The sequence below is a fragment of the Deinococcus sp. QL22 genome (assembly GCF_023370075.1).
In the GTDB taxonomy this organism is placed as follows: Bacteria; Deinococcota; Deinococci; order Deinococcales; family Deinococcaceae; genus Deinococcus.
The window spans coordinates 1,616,419-1,631,630 of sequence record NZ_CP097149.1; the positions used below are offsets into that span (position 1 = coordinate 1,616,419).

General features: G+C 60.0%; 26 protein-coding genes, 1 tRNA gene and 1 pseudogene. 19 read left to right on the forward strand and 9 right to left on the reverse strand.

Annotated elements, in window-relative coordinates; translation table 11 throughout:
* The first annotated feature begins 6 nt into the window (after positions 1-6).
* The 3 genes from M1R55_RS07830 (at position 7) to M1R55_RS07840 (ending at position 1,228) form a co-directional block, all read left to right on the forward strand.
* Positions 7-369, forward strand: coding sequence for a hypothetical protein (locus tag M1R55_RS07830; RefSeq protein ID WP_249391265.1), 363 nt, complete (start codon positions 7-9; stop codon positions 367-369).
* A gap of 44 nt (positions 370-413) precedes the next feature.
* A complete protein-coding gene (locus M1R55_RS07835) occupies positions 414-959 on the forward strand; it encodes a hypothetical protein (protein ID WP_249391266.1) in 546 nt (181 codons plus the stop codon).
* A gap of 125 nt (positions 960-1,084) precedes the next feature.
* Complete coding sequence (locus tag M1R55_RS07840; RefSeq protein ID WP_249391267.1) at positions 1,085-1,228, forward strand: hypothetical protein; 144 nt, start codon at positions 1,085-1,087, stop codon at positions 1,226-1,228.
* Between the two features lie 2 nt (positions 1,229-1,230).
* On the opposite strand, the gene M1R55_RS07845 is transcribed toward M1R55_RS07840, so the two are convergent.
* The gene (locus tag M1R55_RS07845; protein ID WP_249391268.1) at positions 1,231-1,464 is read right to left on the reverse strand and encodes a hypothetical protein; all 234 of its coding nucleotides are present in this window, start codon (positions 1,462-1,464) and stop codon (positions 1,231-1,233) included.
* A 35-nt stretch (positions 1,465-1,499) separates the two neighbouring features.
* Here M1R55_RS07845 and M1R55_RS07850 point away from each other — a divergent pair, with 35 nt between their 5' ends.
* On the forward strand, positions 1,500-2,081 hold the full coding sequence (locus tag M1R55_RS07850; RefSeq protein ID WP_249391269.1) for a RusA family crossover junction endodeoxyribonuclease: 582 nt from the start codon (positions 1,500-1,502) through the stop codon (positions 2,079-2,081).
* 133 nt (positions 2,082-2,214) lie between these two features.
* Here the strand turns inward: M1R55_RS07850 and M1R55_RS07855 are convergent, their stop codons facing one another.
* Entirely contained in the window at positions 2,215-2,451 is a 237-nt protein-coding gene (locus M1R55_RS07855) for a hypothetical protein (protein WP_249391270.1), read from the reverse strand.
* Between the two features lie 98 nt (positions 2,452-2,549).
* Positions 2,550-2,708 carry a hypothetical protein gene (locus M1R55_RS07860; protein WP_249391271.1) on the reverse strand — a complete coding sequence of 53 codons (159 nt, stop codon included), beginning with the start codon at positions 2,706-2,708 and terminating at the stop codon, positions 2,550-2,552.
* Between the two features lie 119 nt (positions 2,709-2,827).
* On the opposite strand from M1R55_RS07860, the gene M1R55_RS07865 reads away from it, so the two are divergent.
* From M1R55_RS07865 to M1R55_RS07880, 4 genes and pseudogenes are all read left to right on the forward strand, one after another.
* A complete protein-coding gene (locus M1R55_RS07865; RefSeq protein WP_249391272.1) occupies positions 2,828-3,385 on the forward strand; it encodes a hypothetical protein in 558 nt (185 codons plus the stop codon).
* A gap of 226 nt (positions 3,386-3,611) precedes the next feature.
* Positions 3,612-4,421 (forward strand): annotated as a pseudogene (locus tag M1R55_RS07870) (IS5 family transposase).
* Positions 4,422-4,685: 264 nt separating this feature from the next.
* Positions 4,686-4,765, forward strand: a tRNA-Trp gene (locus M1R55_RS07875).
* Between the two features lie 533 nt (positions 4,766-5,298).
* Positions 5,299-5,520 carry a hypothetical protein gene (locus M1R55_RS07880; RefSeq protein WP_249391273.1) on the forward strand — a complete coding sequence of 74 codons (222 nt, stop codon included), beginning with the start codon at positions 5,299-5,301 and terminating at the stop codon, positions 5,518-5,520.
* Between the two features lie 135 nt (positions 5,521-5,655).
* Here the strand turns inward: M1R55_RS07880 and M1R55_RS07885 are convergent, their stop codons facing one another.
* From M1R55_RS07885 to M1R55_RS07895, 3 genes are all read right to left on the reverse strand, one after another.
* Positions 5,656-5,934, reverse strand: coding sequence for a kinetochore protein SPC24 (locus M1R55_RS07885; protein WP_249391274.1), 279 nt, complete (start codon positions 5,932-5,934; stop codon positions 5,656-5,658).
* A gap of 138 nt (positions 5,935-6,072) precedes the next feature.
* The gene (locus M1R55_RS07890) at positions 6,073-6,411 is read right to left on the reverse strand and encodes a hypothetical protein (RefSeq protein ID WP_249391275.1); all 339 of its coding nucleotides are present in this window, start codon (positions 6,409-6,411) and stop codon (positions 6,073-6,075) included.
* A gap of 113 nt (positions 6,412-6,524) precedes the next feature.
* Positions 6,525-6,695 carry a hypothetical protein gene (locus tag M1R55_RS07895; protein ID WP_249391276.1) on the reverse strand — a complete coding sequence of 57 codons (171 nt, stop codon included), beginning with the start codon at positions 6,693-6,695 and terminating at the stop codon, positions 6,525-6,527.
* Between the two features lie 258 nt (positions 6,696-6,953).
* Here M1R55_RS07895 and M1R55_RS07900 point away from each other — a divergent pair, with 258 nt between their 5' ends.
* Positions 6,954-7,190 (forward strand): hypothetical protein, encoded by a 237-nt coding sequence (locus M1R55_RS07900; RefSeq protein WP_249391277.1) that lies wholly within the window; start codon positions 6,954-6,956, stop codon positions 7,188-7,190.
* A 212-nt stretch (positions 7,191-7,402) separates the two neighbouring features.
* On the opposite strand, the gene M1R55_RS07905 is transcribed toward M1R55_RS07900, so the two are convergent.
* The 3 genes from M1R55_RS07905 to M1R55_RS07915 form a co-directional block, all read right to left on the reverse strand.
* Entirely contained in the window at positions 7,403-7,750 is a 348-nt protein-coding gene (locus tag M1R55_RS07905) for a hypothetical protein (RefSeq protein ID WP_249391278.1), read from the reverse strand.
* Positions 7,751-8,262: 512 nt separating this feature from the next.
* A complete protein-coding gene (locus M1R55_RS07910) occupies positions 8,263-8,541 on the reverse strand; it encodes a hypothetical protein (protein WP_249391279.1) in 279 nt (92 codons plus the stop codon).
* Positions 8,542-8,622: 81 nt separating this feature from the next.
* Positions 8,623-8,859, reverse strand: a complete 237-nt coding sequence (locus tag M1R55_RS07915; RefSeq protein ID WP_249391280.1) for a hypothetical protein — start codon at positions 8,857-8,859, stop codon at positions 8,623-8,625.
* 227 nt (positions 8,860-9,086) lie between these two features.
* On the opposite strand from M1R55_RS07915, the gene M1R55_RS07920 reads away from it, so the two are divergent.
* From M1R55_RS07920 to M1R55_RS07965, 10 genes are all read left to right on the forward strand, one after another.
* Positions 9,087-9,917, forward strand: coding sequence for a terminase small subunit (locus tag M1R55_RS07920; protein WP_249391281.1), 831 nt, complete (start codon positions 9,087-9,089; stop codon positions 9,915-9,917).
* Complete coding sequence (locus M1R55_RS07925; protein WP_249391282.1) at positions 9,914-11,110, forward strand: phage terminase large subunit; 1,197 nt, start codon at positions 9,914-9,916, stop codon at positions 11,108-11,110. The genes M1R55_RS07920 and M1R55_RS07925 overlap by 4 nt, the downstream gene beginning before the upstream one ends.
* Positions 11,111-11,210: 100 nt before the next feature.
* On the forward strand, positions 11,211-11,630 hold the full coding sequence (locus M1R55_RS07930; protein WP_249391283.1) for a response regulator: 420 nt from the start codon (positions 11,211-11,213) through the stop codon (positions 11,628-11,630).
* Positions 11,631-11,719: 89 nt separating this feature from the next.
* Complete coding sequence (locus M1R55_RS07935) at positions 11,720-12,100, forward strand: hypothetical protein (protein WP_249391284.1); 381 nt, start codon at positions 11,720-11,722, stop codon at positions 12,098-12,100.
* A gap of 83 nt (positions 12,101-12,183) precedes the next feature.
* Positions 12,184-12,624 (forward strand): hypothetical protein, encoded by a 441-nt coding sequence (locus M1R55_RS07940; RefSeq protein WP_249391285.1) that lies wholly within the window; start codon positions 12,184-12,186, stop codon positions 12,622-12,624.
* Entirely contained in the window at positions 12,573-13,379 is an 807-nt protein-coding gene (locus M1R55_RS07945; RefSeq protein WP_249391286.1) for a hypothetical protein, read from the forward strand. The genes M1R55_RS07940 and M1R55_RS07945 overlap by 52 nt, the downstream gene beginning before the upstream one ends.
* A gap of 49 nt (positions 13,380-13,428) precedes the next feature.
* Positions 13,429-13,668, forward strand: a complete 240-nt coding sequence (locus M1R55_RS07950; protein WP_249391287.1) for a hypothetical protein — start codon at positions 13,429-13,431, stop codon at positions 13,666-13,668.
* A gap of 321 nt (positions 13,669-13,989) precedes the next feature.
* Complete coding sequence (locus M1R55_RS07955) at positions 13,990-14,382, forward strand: hypothetical protein (RefSeq protein ID WP_249391288.1); 393 nt, start codon at positions 13,990-13,992, stop codon at positions 14,380-14,382.
* Positions 14,379-14,738: a hypothetical protein gene (locus M1R55_RS07960; RefSeq protein WP_249391289.1), complete on the forward strand. Its 360-nt coding sequence runs from the start codon at positions 14,379-14,381 to the stop codon at positions 14,736-14,738. The genes M1R55_RS07955 and M1R55_RS07960 overlap by 4 nt, the downstream gene beginning before the upstream one ends.
* Entirely contained in the window at positions 14,738-15,178 is a 441-nt protein-coding gene (locus M1R55_RS07965; protein WP_249391290.1) for a hypothetical protein, read from the forward strand. The genes M1R55_RS07960 and M1R55_RS07965 overlap by 1 nt, the downstream gene beginning before the upstream one ends.
* Positions 15,179-15,212 lie beyond the last annotated feature (34 nt).

The window sequence follows — 15,212 nt, forward strand, 5'->3', positions numbered from 1 at the left end:
GTCGATGTGCCGGTGATCCTGCGCGGGAACATCACGAGTGATGAAGCCGGAGACGTGCTGGTCAACTTGCGGGTGCAGTTCTCTGAGTTGGAGAACGCGGGCCTGGGCGTGGATGCCTTGCTCACCGCCAGCTGCTGCCTGGAATGCACGGTGAGCAATCAGCCAACGCTAGACGAGCAGATCCGAACTGAGCTGAAGGCAGAAGCGCAGGTCAAAGAGGACGTGGCTGACGTGCTGAAAGACACGAAGGCGCTGTTCGAGAAGCCTGAGACACCTGCCCCTTACATTCCGCTTGGCCCGGATCTGGAAGAGGACATGCCTTTCCCCACCGATGGCGGCGACGACTTCGGCCCCAGACCCAGCGCCTGAACAAACTGGGGCGGGCACGAAGGCCCGCCCTGTTGGAGATCCCTATGACGATGACTGAGCAAGGCGTGACGCCACTGGCCCCGGAAGAACAAGAGACCCTCATGCGGCTTGAAGCTGTGGTGCGGCAAGGCTGGGCGGGGTTTATCAGTGTCGGAAAAGCCCTGCTGAGCATCCGGGATGCTCGCCTCTACCGTGCCGAGTACAAGACGTTTGGTGACTATTCCGAACAGGTGTGGAGTTGGTCTCGCCAGCGGGCGCAGCAGTTGATGGACGCAGCGGAAACCAGCCACACGCTGACAACCATTGGTTTACGCTCAGAGAACGAACGGCAGGCCCGCGAGTACAAGGACGCGGCCAAAGTGGTGGCGACTCTGGAACCCGAACTGCAGGTGGCTGTGGCCACGTATTTGAAGACGGCCACCGGCAGCGAGCGGCCCAGCACGAGTCAAGTGAAAGCAGCGGCAGAGGTGGCAGCGGCCATTGATGCACACGGCACGGTGGCGCATCCAGATACCGGCACAGAGGTGCCCTTCTATGCTCTGACCGGGGAACAGCGGGCGACTGCACCACTGGAACGTATGAACGGCTGAAGCGGCAGGAAGGCCACATCCAAACCAGCATCCAACAGACCAACAGCACCGGGAAAGGGGGCTGGGCGGATTGGTGCCCGAACTATGCCCAGCAGCAACTGACAGACACCCAGGAGCTGCGGATCGTGGTCAAGAAGGACACCAGCGGGAACGTTCAGGTGCAGGCCTTGATCTTCGATTCGGAATCACATGCCACTGTCGCATATGGAGATATGGCCCCCTACCTGAAGAAAGCCGTGATGAACTTGGTCGAAGAGGTCAAGGGGTGACGCTAAAGCAAGCGGTACAGGGCATAGCCCACCCGTTCAAAATCGTCATAGCCCGATGTGTGGTTCGGAGCATTTCGACACATCTTCGAACTCACCTGCGTCCGAATCGTCGAGACGGAGTATTTGGTGCGGTTGGCACGCATCGCATCCAGCAATTCGCTGACATGAAACGTTTTGGACGTCCGGTCTTCCACCAACGCCTTGGCGGTTTTGAGGGCTTCGTCGCGGCAGGTCATGGGCGTAATTTGATCCGATTGGTGGGTCAGTAATCGTGGTCAAAACCTCTCTCGCTTGGCAGGCACGTTTTCCGAGCCTCGCGCACGTCGAGCGCTATCTGAGCAGCATTGCTGACCCGACGGTGCGGGCCAACACCCGGCTGAAGTTGGGCCTGCTGGAAGCGCTCCAGCCAGTACTCGAAACGAGTCCACCCGCAACCTTGACCTTCACCCTGCCTTACCCGCCTTCTCTGAATAGCATCTGGCGTTCGATCCTCGTGCGCTTCACGCCGAAGAATCCGAACGCCGTCCCGTACCGGGTCAAAGTCCTGCTGAGCGAGGAGGGTCGCAACTACCGTAAAGCCGTCATCTCGTGCGTGCAGAACGATGGGCAGCCCACGACCCCACCCGGTGCGCGGCTGGCCCTGCTGCTGATCGTCTCGCCGCCAGATCTGCGGAAACGCGACCTCAGCAACATCCCCAAAGCCTTGGAAGATGCCCTGACCCATGCAGGCGTCTGGGCGGATGACTCGCTGATCGATGTGCTGACCGTGCGGCGTGCCCCGGTGCATCCCGGTGGGCGGGCCATGGTGCAGATCACACCGTTGACCACCACGCTCTTTGCCGGTGGCGCGTGAAACTCAGGAGGGAGCGGATGCCGAACAATGCCGAACAGTCACAACTTGACGTGACAGCAACTGACATCAACTCGAGCGCTCCTAAGATCGTTGCGGTCGTGCTGGCCCACATGAGCGAGGCAAGAGGATGAGGCTACAGCAAGCGGTAACGGCCCCGCGCCACCCGTTCAAAGTCTGGATATTTGCCCGCACCCTGGCCCACTGCGTTCTGGCACATCTCGCTGGCCACATGACGCCGAATGGTGGTGTCGAGGTGTTGGGTGCCCTTGGCGCGCATGGCGGCTACCACGTCTTGAGCGGAAAACGTTCCGTCTGCTTGTTGTTTGCTCAGCTTGCGAGCCACAGCAAGAATTTCATCACGGCACATCATCCCTGTATTGTGCCTCAGCCGGTGGGCCAGTGACGCAGTCAGGGATCTCTATGAGCTTGACGGAAGTAGGCTCCGTGAGTGGGCATCAGGCGACAAAGCTAGGGCAGCTTTTTACTTGTCACTGCGCCAAGAGCTGCTCCCAGACTGACCCCGAGAGCCACACCCATTCCGATGTTGTCAAAGACGACGCCCAGACTTGTTCCGATCGCCACACCGATGGCCAACCACAACGTAAACGCTTCTCGCTTTGTCTTCATAAGGCCGAGCTTACACCTCGCAGGCATGAGTGCCGCCTGGTTTTACCTGCCCTTCTGGCGTTCGGGCGTTGGCAGGTGCTGCAATGACCCTTATCCTTTCCCGCCTACAGGAGGCGCACTTGACGAACTCAACCAAACGCGCCCGCGCCTTCCGGGTACAGGGTGAACGCCCTGAGATTGACCGCTTCTTGGCCGAGCGCACCCAGCAGCAGGCCGCCCGCCAGTATGCCGAGGCGTGGCATCAGGCCTTGAGACTGTGGCGCGTGCGCGTGCCGGTGATCTTGCGCCCCACTTTGCCTTATAGCAGGGGTGGGCTGGATCCCATCAGCACGCTGGGAGAATTCCTGCCGGATCAGAAGACCGCGCTCATCACGCCGATGGGAGAGGTGCGCGAGGGGGAAGCAGTGGCGCACATTGCCCAGATGCAGCTGAGTGGGGTGCCAGATCAGGTCGTACTGGCGGGCTTTCTGGAGCGGTACAGCCGCAGCAAGCCCACGCCTGTCAGTTTGAGTCACCCACGTGGCGGGTGGGCTTGGCCGCGTGCCCGGAGCGCCGCCTACGCTGTGGCAGCACTGTCGCTCGCTGCACGCTTGGGGGATCCGCACGCGCAGTTAACGGAATACCTGCGGGCCTGCCGCCTCGCCTTCGGATCAGATGTTGCAGAAATACCTACTTGACGCTAGTGTATGTGTAGTCTCAAATTCTTGACTCAATTCAAACGTCCAGATCGCCCTTCGGGGCGTTTTTTGTTGCCGTTCTGATCCGCCATTCACTCTCGGAGGAATCACCATGCCTAAGACCCGCGCTAAGTTCTATTGCAGCTCTGTCACGCTCGCCTCTAGAAGCTGTCCGTTAAGCGAACGTAGTTTGGCTATCGGAGTTTGATCCCAGCAGAATAGTTGGGTGACCCGCCGTGCTTCCCCCAGTGACATTGACGAAGACATGTATCACTTCAGGGTGCCGTATTTGGTGTGAAAGCCAGAACATGCGGCGCAGCGAAAGTATCCGCTACGTGAGGGGTTGAATGCGCTGTTTTGGATGGCCCGGACGGGGAGTCAGTGGGCCTATTTGCCACATGATGTTCCACCGTACAAGATCGTCCATGAGCAGGCGATGCGTTGGTTTGAGCGGGGGTGTTTTGAGACGCTGCGCCATGATTTGCGCCTCCTGACGCGTCAGGAGGCACTGAAGAACAACGAACCCACGGTGGCGATCATCGACAGCCGAACGTTGCAAAGCACGCCAGAGAGCGGCCACCGAGCCGGATATGATGGTGGCAAGAAGCGTCACGGCACCAAAATTCATAGGGCTGTCGATACGCTGGGCAACCTCATCACGGTGCTGGCAACCCCAGCCAATGAACAAGACCGGGCACAGGTCCGTGACCTGTGCCGCCACGTTCAGGACGTGACCGGAACGAACGTCGAAGTGGTCTACGCCGATCAAGGGTATACGGGCGATCAAACCGCTCTGGATGCCGCAGAGCGAGGGGTTGAACGACAAGTCATCCAACGGCCCAGCGGGAAAACGGGAGTTATCTTGCTCCCCCAACGCTGGATGGTCGAACGCTCGTTTGCTTGGACATCCCGGTTTCGACGTCTTGGAAGAGATTTGGAACCGTTGTCTTCCACCCTCATCGGCTTTCACTTCGTTGCAGGCTGCCTTCTGCTCCTGAACACACGTCATCCGATTTTCGGTTCGCTTGCCGGATAGCTTCTAGTGATCCGGCATTTGGGGAAGTCGGTCAAGCTTCACCCCATCACGAGCGGCTCTGAGGAGAACAAAGAGTTCCGGAACCACACGCCCGCTGGTGAGATCACCATGAATATCAGCGAGCCTGATGCGGCTAAGAACTTTGAGCCGGGCAAAGAGTTCTACGTAGATTTCACTCCTGTTGACGGAAGTGGGGTGCGCTATCTCTGCGGATCAAGCCGGAGTGCTGAACGAGAGGGCGCGTTAGAACATCTCTCCGAGCATAGGCCGTTAACTCAGCTCGGTAGAGTGCCAATCTCCAAAACTGGATGACGGATCGGGTTCGAATCTCCCACGGCCTGCCAAACCTTTCGGCTGATGGTGACGAGACCATTGCGTTATACAGTGGGTTTACTCCACAACTTAGGCCGACCGGGTGAAGTCGGCGGGCAGCCTCGCCACCAGCGGGGCTTTTTGAGCGTTACCTGCGCCTGTCCCGAGCATTCGTTCGGTTTCGTTGAGCAATCAACGGCGTCATCAGGTGCCACAAATCATCGACTGTCTCTCGAGTGAGCAGCTCGGCGGGCTCCGTCTGACGCACCATCCACTCGAAACGTCCCTGTAAAGTCCACTGCCCGTGTTCTGTCCAGCACGTGACCTCGACCCCTTGTTGCTGTAGAGCGACGACGGTGGGGTGGGCCCATGGCGGCAGGGAAGCCAGTGCTTCTTTTAAGGGAATCTCAAGAGATGTCATTCCTTCAGAGTGCGCGTTGTCCGTGCTAAAGATTGCGAGGCAATCCTTTTTGGACGGGTGGCTCTCCCTCACTGGGCTGTTTGTCGTAGGAGCCAGCGTTCACGGAGTGCCATTCCTCACACGCCGTGAGCTTAAACTCATGTCATGACACCGAAACTGCGCATCATCCAAACGAACGGCGAACAGCTCGTAGTCAAATCCCCCAGCGAAGAATTCGTTGCTGAAGCCCAGAAGGCCTTGAGTACCCAGAAGGGGGTCTTGATCTTTGAGAAGAATGGGTGGGTGCACCATCTCTCTGGCAGCCACATCATTCGGTTGGAGCTGTCGCAAGAGCACGATGACCAAGAGGATGAGACAGACAGCTGATGGTGATCGCAGGGATAACGTTCCTGTGACGGGTTCACCTCTACAGTAGGCGCATCCCCAACAACTTATGCCGACCAGGTGAAGTCGGTGGGCAGCCTCGCAGATGATCGCGGGGCTTTTTGCTGATCCAGTGTGTCAGTTCATCAACGGATCTGAAGGCACTTGTTCAGAACGGTTCTCCATCGTCTGGAGTGCTTGCCTCAATTTTTCAAGCTCAGCGCTCAGGCGCTCTGCACTTTCTTGAAGGTCAGCGCGAATCGAATCTGCTCCCTTCCCCAACACAGCTTCTACCCCTGTTGGATTTGGCATAGACGGAAAGACGGGGTGAGACAAGATGCGGGCGGAAATTATCTCATATTCCTTCACCAGTTCAGCCAGCTCCTGCCCCAACTGCGCCAACGATTTTTCTTCCATCCCTCAGCCTACCAATCACAGCATCTGAGACATTCCCCTGACGTTCTCTCGCTAGACTCTCCGTATCCCAAACAATTCAAGTTGTGCCCGCCGACTGTGGCGGTTTTTTTCTTGCCCCCGTCCTCGTCCAGCCGGTCATCAAGAGTTGAGGCTTGGAATCACTTGGAGGCCATACATTTCCAGTTGGGTGGCGGCATCACTGAGGGCCGTGACCACCACCGCCGCTTCATCTGTGCTGTACCGCCTGTACTCCACCAAGATTTCATCGTTGTGGTACACGGCAAAGGTGTAGAACTCGCTGGCCTGGACATTCCACCCCATTAAGCTCATTTGCTGTTGAAGGAGGCGGGGGTCTCTATTCAAGGGATCAATCCAGTGGGCTGTGACGCCGAGAGCTTTCATCTTCTGCCAGACCTCAGCGGTAAGGCCAGTGAGGGACATTTCCCACCTGGCATTGAATTCCTCCAAAAGCGTCATAGTTCAACCTCCCGAGATCTGACCAGAATAGGTGACATTCCTGTGACGACTTCTCAGTAGGCTTTCTTCATCCCAAACAATTCAAGTTGTGCCCGCCGACTGTGGCGGGTTTTTTACTCTTCCGGGAGTGCATCTATCTTTGTCAACAAGGGCAAGGCACTTTCGTAGGCCGCCTCAAAGAGCTGTTCTACATCCTGCCCAACATGGGTGGACACCAAGGTGTCGCCATTCATCAGTTCGGTCACCAGGTGTTCGCCCAGGGGTTGGGGCTCACCGTCTTTCACCTGAACTTGTACGGAGAGCCCATGGCGCTTCAGATGACCCAAGAGCTCCCGATTTTCTGGACTTAAAGCGACGTACCACGCCTTCTCTATTCCATGGGGGTATCTCGACATTATTCACCACACTCAGGAAGGTGATTTATGTGGGTCAGCTCTCATGACAGAGAGGCAGAAAGCGAGTGGTGATTAAGATTTATCTCAGTTCAGAGCAATGATCCCCACCACGGCGGTGGGTTTTTCTTGCCCGGAGGCTCCATGTTCATGCAACGGTTCCAACTGATCAGGACTGAGGATGTCAGCGGTTGCAGCGGTACCGGGGCAGTGGCTGAAGGCGTCATTTTCAGCGACGGCTCAGCGGCCATGCGCTGGAACAGGCCACCTTGCTCTACGGCTTTCTACGCCAGCATTGATGACCTGATTTTCCTGCATGGTCACGAGGGCCTCACCACGGTACAGGTGATCGACCAGCCGATCCCAGCTGAGTTCGCCAGTGGCTAAGAAGTCACTGAACCGTGCGGCCCGCCGTGCCCACCTCCAGCCGATTGCCGATGAGCGACGTGACTGGCTGATGGAGCAGGAAGCGCGGGGCCACGTCCAGACCACGCCGAAACAGTGGAAGCAACGTGACCCCGCGCCCTGGTACCTGCCAGAGTTAGAGCTGGAGTGCGAGCCGTTCATGGGACTCGTGCCGAGATATCAGGCAGGGGTGATTATTCGGAAGCGGCGGTGTCCTGCCGCTCTTTGTTCTGAACGTCCTGGATAGCCTGAATAAGTTCGCGGGCCATTTCATCCGAAATTTGAGACGACGGGTGTGATTTCACCACCTGATCTCCGAGCCAGCCAGCCAGAACGAATTGAGGATCACTCCCTCCGCCGACGATGTATAGGCCGACGTCATCCGCCCCAAGTTCACGGGCCTCCTGAAGAGCCGCATTGAAGAGCACATCCCCTTGGCTCAACTCCATCCCGATTTGTCTGACCCCGGTCAGGGGGTAACTATTGTCGTTCAGCCCCAAGTCAATCTCGTGGGGGTTTGAGCTTCTTTCGGTCGTTGCCATCCCGCCACCCTACACCTGAGGAGGTGAACCGTATGACCCAGCCCGAACTCACACCAGCCGCCGGATGCGGCTGAATGGTTGCAGGTTCGACTCCTGCCTGATCCACCAAAAATCTTATTGGGTGTGATCGATATGATTCCGCGCACCCTGCAGGTATATGTCCATGACCTCAGGTGTGGGGAGTGGCTGCGGCTTCGCGATGGCTTGCCCGTCTATACACACTTCAACCATGGGTCCGACAACAGGACTCCCGACGCCTTCCGTTTGGTGTGAGGGGACAGCACGAATTTCAATGGTCTTGCCTCTGTAGATCTCAGGTTTAAGAACCATTCCCCACCCTACCAAGGAGGTGACCCGCGATGCCCATACCCCATGAAGGATGCACCAAAACGCCAGCCTCGCGAACAGCCCACCCCCCCGGATTGAGCGTGTGAAGCTGCCCTCCTGTGGAGCCAAGACCCATGCGGGCTCTCCCTGCAAGAGCCCTACTGGACACGGCACCGATCAATGGCTCAATACCCCCAGTGCTGACGCTTGTGGAGGAAGAGGTGGCGTTCTTCAAGGGCGGGTTTCATCCGTTGCCAGAGGTCATCCAAGCTCCGCCCCGTAAGCACCTGCGCAGGCCGAGTTCGGGCCGTGCGGCCTTCCAGATGGCCCTGGAGGATCCAGCGTCCATCTTCCCTCCAGCACGTCACCTCGACCCCCTGCTGCTGCAGTGCAGTGACGGTCGCCCAAGCCCGCGTGGGAAGGAAAGCCAGGGCTTCGTGGAGCGGGATTTGAGCGGAGGTCACCGCTTCAGCCTGCCCGTTCCGTGCCGTCAAGACTGCAACCCAGACCCACTGTTGCGCCCAGCGTTCCCCCGTGTTGCAGGCTCAGCCGTCGAACTGCAGGATGCGGAAGCTGGCTCCGCCGCCGATAGAGGTGACTTTGACTCTGCCCTGAATGCTGAAGTCTGGCCCATGCAGCAGCACCACTTTGTTGTTGGTGCTGGCGAGAATCAAGGCTTGGGCCTCTTGGGACAGGGGTTCATCGGGGTAGTCCACCCAAGCGATGTGCGAACCATTGCGGGACATCTTGCCGTGGGTGATGGTCATGGAGGTTGCCGACATACCGCAGCTTTGCAGGTCACCTCTGACTCTTTTGACACAGGCGCGGCCTGAGTTGAGCGTTCCAGCGCAGTTTTGAAATTACTGGGGGAATAATTTTCCCCCATCCCTTTCGAGGAGCATTCCGCGTGCCTGGCCCCCACGCCTGAGCGTTCCCCGTCCACCTCTGGAGATGACCCCCGCCGATGCCGACCAAATCCACTCCGCCGCCAAAGCCCGTGCAGAAGCGGGTGAGTCCCCCCACGACACCTCAGCCTCAACCGCAGGCCCGCTCTGAGCATGACGCGGCCCTGGCCCCGCCCTCCGGCGTGCCGGACGGAGCCAAGACCTACCGGCAACTGCTCGCGAAGCTGACGGCCAAGCAGCGCCAATTTGTCAAAGCTTACGTGCAGGAACCGAACGCCACCAAAGCGGCGAAAAAGGCCGGCTACAGCGACGCGACGGCCTACGCCATCGGTGCCGAGAACCTCAGAAAACCTCAGATTGCCGAAGCCGTCGAACTGGGCTTTGAGCAGACCATGGGCAAGCACGAGGTTCGGGCACGCACCGCCGAGGTGGCCGCCGCCTCCTTGGAAGACTTCCTGACCATCGAACGGGTGCCTTACACCGAAACCGTGGTCATGGACGCAGGGGAAGCCCTTGCCCTGCTGACGGATACGCTGGCCGACCTGAGTGAGGAACTCGGCAGCGCGGGCGGGGAGCGCTCCGAGTGGATCGCCAAGGAAATCAAGCGGCTCAAACGCCTGGAGCGCAAATGCGGCCGCGCCATGGAAAAGGCGGAGGAAGACAACGGGACGCCGGAAGTCGCGATTGATGTCGAGCACAAAGAACGCGTCGTGGTGCGGATCGACTTAGAGAAGGCCCGTCAGGCGGGCAAGCTCCACCTCATCAAAAAGCTCAAGGAAACGAAGTTTGGGCTGGAAGTCGAGCTGCAAGACGCGGCCAGTGCCCGTGAACTGCTGGGCAAGCACTACCGACTGTGGGGCGACCGCCTCGCTCTGGAGAACGCCGATGGTTCGCCGATGAAGTTCCTCGTTGGGATTCCGGAGAGTGCCCTGTGACCGGGCAAATTCAGGTGCAGGGGCGTCAATTCCCACCGGGGGCCTTGGTCTACGAGCCATTTGGGTCAGCCCGCGAACTGTTTTTCGCAAGGGAATCCGAAGTGGTACTTGACGGCCCGGCGGGTACGGGAAAAAGTAGAAGCATCTTGGAGAAACTCAACGCCCTGGCGCTGAAGTACCCCGGGATGCGCGGCTTGATTGTCCGCAAGACGCGGGCCAGCCTGACCGACACCACCCTCGTGACCTTTGAAGACCATGTACACCCCGCCTGCGACACCGAAAACCAGCAGCGCAACGTGCGCCGCAGTTACAAGTATTCCAACGGCAGCGAACTGGTGGTGGGCGGGATGGATAAGGCCATCAAGATCATGTCCTCGGAATACGACGTCATTTGTGCTTTTGAGGCGACTGAGTTCCACGAAGACGACTGGGAAAGCATGACCACCCGTCTGCGGAACGGCGTGATGTCCTACCAGCAGTTGCTGGCCGACTGCAACCCGGCGGCACCGACCCACTGGCTCAACCAGCGGCAGCGTCGCCACCGTCCCCCCACCCCCGGCCCACAGGAGGGCAGCATGAACCCCAAGATCCAAGCCTTGATGGAAAAACATGGCGTCACCACGCTCGACGCACTGAAGGCCAAAGCGCCCGCTGAGTACGCCAGCGTGCTGGAAGAACTGATGCAGGAGAGCCTGAATCCTCTTGCCCCCAAGCCCAATCCTGCCCCTGTTCCTGCTCCCGAAACGGGCACGATGAGCCTGGCCGATTACCGGGCGCTGGAATCCACGGTGGTCGAATTACGTGGCACGGTGAACACGCTGACCGCTGACAATCTGAACGCCCGGCGCGACGCGATCGCCATCACTGCGCTTGAAGCCGCTCGACTGCCGAGTGCGGGCAAGGTCAAGCACGGTGAAACCAAAACTGATCTGGACGCCAGCTTCCGCACCGAACTGATCCAAACCGCCCGCACTGCCGAGAACGACGACAGCGCCAAAACAGTGGTAGACGAGAAGATCGCGACGCGCCGTGGTGTCCTCGGCCAACGCGAAAGCGCTCCTGCACAGCGTCCCCAGAATGGACTGAAGCTGCCTGCAGGCGACAACAGCTGCACGCAAACCGGAGCGGAGCGCACCCAGACTGGGCAGACCCGGCAGTTTGAGAGCATTCGTAGCCGCTCTGGATTAATTTAAGATCACTGTTTGTGAGGCGGCGCTCAGGCGGCAGCCCGTACGCTCAACAGATGACTCAATCCGTTCAACTTCGCCTTTCAGTACCCTCGCCGGCCCGGCCGTGAGGCGCCCGCTCCAAGTGCTGCTGGTCGATGACAGCCGTATGGCCCGCGAACTGGCTGAAGAAGCCTTTTCTCTGACGACTCAGCCCTGCGTGGTCACAACGGCGGCCAGCGGTGAGCAAGCGTTGGCCCTGCTGATGGCCCGAGACGCCGTGCGGCCCGATGTGGTCTTGCTGGATATCAACATGCCAGGAATCGGTGGGTTCGAGGTCTTAGATGCCATGAAAGCCCAACCTCATCTGCGTCCCATTCCAGTGGTCATGCTCAGCATGTCCTCTGCGCCTCAAGACATCAGTAAAGCCTATACCCTCCACGCCAACGCCTATTTAATCAAATCCATCGAGTTTCAAGCATTCCTGAACCAGATTGAACGGTTTGTCGCTTTCTGGAGTCAAGCGCGGATGACGCCGCCAGAGTAGGGCAGCTCTCCCTCCTTTGGTTTCATCCCCAGTCTCACCCCTCATCTCACCCGCCTGCCCCGGCGGGTGTTTGCTTTTGGAGAACGCTTATGAAAAACAAGAAGCATTGGGCCTATACCGGTGGTGCCATTACCCTCGCCCTGATCGTTGCCGCAGGCACTAAAAGCGGTGACATCGTCAAATTCGGTGCAGATGCAGATGGCCTATATGGGGTGGCCCAAACCGACGTGGCCACCGCCGATCAGGTCACGAAAGGTCTGGCTCCCCAAGGCCTGGTCGAGAACCAGGCCAGTGTGTTTCTCCCCGGCATCGTGATGAGCCTGAGCGTGCCGCCTGCTGCCCTGACGGGCATTGCCGATTACGCCAAGGTCTACCTGGCCCCCGACAAGACATACACGGTGACAGCGGCAGGCAACACCTTCGTGGGCTACCGTCTCGGCGCCACCACCCTCGGCCTGCGCTCGAACTAAATCTCCTTCTGCCCTCCGGCCCCTCACCTTGCCCGCTGCCTCTCTGGAGCGGGCCTTCTTGTTGCACCCTTAGGAGGGCCGCAATGTCTATTAAAGACATCAAGCACGAGTTGACCCATCTCGCTGATAAAGGCGTCATCCCTGAGCACCGCGTCACGGCCCTGACCATTCAGACTGTGCTGGAAGCCGCTCAGCAGCACTTCCACAAGGCCTACTTCGGTGAACTGCTCGACAAAGAACTGGACAACGTCCGGGCTCTGGATCACAGCGCCAAAGAAGCCGCGCTGCTGGTCATGGAAGGCCTGATTCTCGATTTTGAGAAGACCCGCCGTGCCCACCGCGGAACGCTCACCACCAGTGACTTTCCCTTGGCGGTGGCCCGTGCGCGTCAAGCCGCCCAGCGTCCCAGCTATACCTTCCCCGAAAGCGACTTGCCCAAGTTCGCGGCCCGCGCACGGCTACCGACTTCAAGGTGCTCAAAGGCGCACGGCCTGGCGCAATCGGCCACCGCTTCTTGCCTGTAGGTCCCGAAAGCACGAATATCGAGTACTCGAAGTTCTTCACCAGCGACGAAGGCTACACGGTGGCCGACTACGCGCTGGCGCTGACCTTCACTTTCGAGGCGTACCTCCACGATGATCTCGGCGACTTCACGGCGGCGGATCTGGGCAATGTGGCCCGCCGCACGCGGGCGTCCGTGATCGTGGATACGGCGCTGCGCCGGGCCACCCGCATTCTGCTGGTCGATGGGGAGCAGGGGCCCACACCGGACAACCTAGACAAGATCGCCGAATTTTTCGGGAATCAGGTGGACAGCGCCACGGGCCGTCGTGCAGGCCGCCGCATCACGGATCTGTTCGTGCCCACCCGCTGGGATCGCAAGGCCACGGCGAGCATGGCCAGCGAATACCTCGTACCTGTCGGTGGTGCAAGCTCGCCGCTCGCGCTGATGTCCAACCGCAACCCCGCCTATCAACTGGGCACCGTGCACGTCGAAGACCTGATCGCTGACCTGCTGGCGGAATACCCCGAGCGCTACGCCGCCAAGGGCATCAGCGCCGACGACTATCTGGTGATAGACGGGTGCAACCTGCCGTTCGAACTGGCGACCCTCACCGGCTATCAGGGCGGGCCGAAGGTCTTCACCCGGATCGTGAACGTGGACGAAACCGACCTCGAAGGCGATTTCGAGAACCGGAACTTCGCCATGAAGGTGCACGACATCGTGGGCGCGACCGCACGCGATCCCTACGGCGTCGCCATCGCCCAAGGCAACTAAAGCCCCGGCCTGAGCTTTTCCCCCTCGCCTCTTTTCTTCTGGAGCTCACATGAAAAACTTACAGACGCCCACCGGCCTCTTTGCGGGTGGAAAGTGGCTGCCTCCGGGCAGCCCGGTGCCCGGCGACCTGCCGGGATTCGATTACGAAAAGCACGCCCGCAAAGGGATGCTAGAAGATACCCAGGGCGCAGAGATCGTCAATCCTGCCCACCAGTTCCTGAGTCCATGCTCGCGACGCTGGAAACCACTGGGACTGAACCGGAACTCCAGACCACCAGAGACGCGCTGACTCAGGCGCAGGCCGAGGTGGAGCGGCTGGGGGCCGACCAGACCCGCTTACAGACCGAACTTGCCACGGCCCAGGCGGCAGCGGCCAAGCCCGAAGATGTGGCGCTGCTGGCCGACTACCGCGGGGCTGTGGGTGAGTTGCTGCCCCCAGGGTTTCCAGCCCGCAAAATCCTGTTCGACAACGGGTATTACACTCTGGACGTGGTGCAGGCCAATGACGACGCCACCCTGATCGATCTGGACGGCATTGCCGAGGGTCTGCTGACTAAAATCCGCGAACTGGCGCCCTGCCTGCCTGCCTGCCCCTCAAGGCAGGTAAGCCGTGAATCCGGTCGACCGCTTGTTGCTCGATCCGGAACCACTGACGCCGGAACGGTTGGGCTTGGAAACAGAGGAGGCCCTCCGCGCGCGTCTCGGAAAATACCTGCACCTGGCCGGGTTCGTCCGCGACCCCGTTCAGCCTGCGCTCCAGCCCACGGAAGCGCAGCGGCAGCACGCCTTGGCCCTGATTTACGGGGCGCGGATCGTGGTGCTCGAATCGCAGGTCGAAGAGTTCGAGGCGGTGGGGGAGATCAAGGTCAAACTCAGCGTCATGAACCGCATCGCGCGGCTCACGGCGTTGCGGGACGTGGCGTTGGCGGCGATGGTGCCGGTGGGCGATGGGGGCGGCTTGGGATTTGCTCCCATGATTACGGCGTGGGGTGTGGAAGCATGACCCGGCTGCCGAAGCTCCAGGCTCTGTCCCGCGGCACCTTGATCGCCTATGCCGACCTGCTCTACCGGCATACGGGCACCTTCACACTGAAAAGCTCAACCTGGGCGAAGACCCGCTTCAGTGTGAAAGACCCGGACAAGCTGGGCCGCAGTGCGATGGATGCTGCGACCGCCGCCGCGCAGCGCTTCAACGTGGCGTACCAGGACATCCGGCTGCTGAAGGTTCATCCCGAAGACACCCTGCCCGCCGTGGGCGCGTCCATCCACTGGGACGGCGGCACGCTGGTCGTCCGCGAATGGAGTCAGGCCAGCGATTTCACCGGAACCAGTCTTGGTACCTGTGTGCTGGAGCGGTGATGACCAGCCAAGACCCCTTGGTGTTGGTCGTGAGCCGCCTGCAGGGATTGGCCCTGACCGTCCCCCTCCTCTGGCCACATGACGCTCTGCTGCCTGTCGAGTGGGCTGAGCTGGATGACCAAGGGCGTCCCAAGGCCAAGGGCGAGCGCGGCCTGCATCTCTATCTGGCGCAGCAGGCCCCCAACGGGTACGTGCAGGTCTACGAACCGATGGCCGCCCTGACCGACCGGGGTGTGCGCGATCAGCACTGGGGCACGGTGGACGCGGTCGCGTCCACCTGCGTTCAGGCTCGGGCGCTGGCCCAGCTCATTCGGCGCATCAGCGGCACCCCCCGCACCGGGGGCCGCGTCAAGCTCTTCACGCCCGCTCAGGCGACGAGTGACCGCGTCAGCACCCGCGTCACGCTGCAATTTCAGGTGCACACCATCCACGCGAGGTAAGACCTATGCCTATTCCTGTTAAAAAACCCCGGTG

Bases quoted from the DNA above. Each gene is read 5' to 3' on its own strand.
- M1R55_RS07950 (WP_249391287.1), top strand. From the start codon at position 13,429: ATGAAAAACTTACAGACGCCCACCGGCCTCTTTGCGGGTGGAAAGTGG.
- M1R55_RS07915 (WP_249391280.1), bottom strand. From the start codon at position 8,859: ATGTCGGCAACCTCCATGACCATCACCCACGGCAAGATGTCCCGCAAT.
- M1R55_RS07890 (WP_249391275.1), bottom strand. From the start codon at position 6,411: ATGACGCTTTTGGAGGAATTCAATGCCAGGTGGGAAATGTCCCTCACT.
- M1R55_RS07960 (WP_249391289.1), top strand. From the start codon at position 14,379: ATGACCCGGCTGCCGAAGCTCCAGGCTCTGTCCCGCGGCACCTTGATC.
- M1R55_RS07885 (WP_249391274.1), bottom strand. From the start codon at position 5,934: ATGGAAGAAAAATCGTTGGCGCAGTTGGGGCAGGAGCTGGCTGAACTG.
- M1R55_RS07860 (WP_249391271.1), bottom strand. From the start codon at position 2,708: ATGAAGACAAAGCGAGAAGCGTTTACGTTGTGGTTGGCCATCGGTGTG.
- M1R55_RS07965 (WP_249391290.1), top strand. From the start codon at position 14,738: ATGACCAGCCAAGACCCCTTGGTGTTGGTCGTGAGCCGCCTGCAGGGA.
- M1R55_RS07940 (WP_249391285.1), top strand. From the start codon at position 12,184: ATGTCTATTAAAGACATCAAGCACGAGTTGACCCATCTCGCTGATAAA.
- M1R55_RS07905 (WP_249391278.1), bottom strand. From the start codon at position 7,750: ATGGCAACGACCGAAAGAAGCTCAAACCCCCACGAGATTGACTTGGGG.
- M1R55_RS07900 (WP_249391277.1), top strand. From the start codon at position 6,954: ATGCAACGGTTCCAACTGATCAGGACTGAGGATGTCAGCGGTTGCAGC.
- M1R55_RS07855 (WP_249391270.1), bottom strand. From the start codon at position 2,451: ATGATGTGCCGTGATGAAATTCTTGCTGTGGCTCGCAAGCTGAGCAAA.
- M1R55_RS07835 (WP_249391266.1), top strand. From the start codon at position 414: ATGACGATGACTGAGCAAGGCGTGACGCCACTGGCCCCGGAAGAACAA.
- M1R55_RS07935 (WP_249391284.1), top strand. From the start codon at position 11,720: ATGAAAAACAAGAAGCATTGGGCCTATACCGGTGGTGCCATTACCCTC.
- M1R55_RS07880 (WP_249391273.1), top strand. From the start codon at position 5,299: ATGACACCGAAACTGCGCATCATCCAAACGAACGGCGAACAGCTCGTA.
- M1R55_RS07845 (WP_249391268.1), bottom strand. From the start codon at position 1,464: ATGACCTGCCGCGACGAAGCCCTCAAAACCGCCAAGGCGTTGGTGGAA.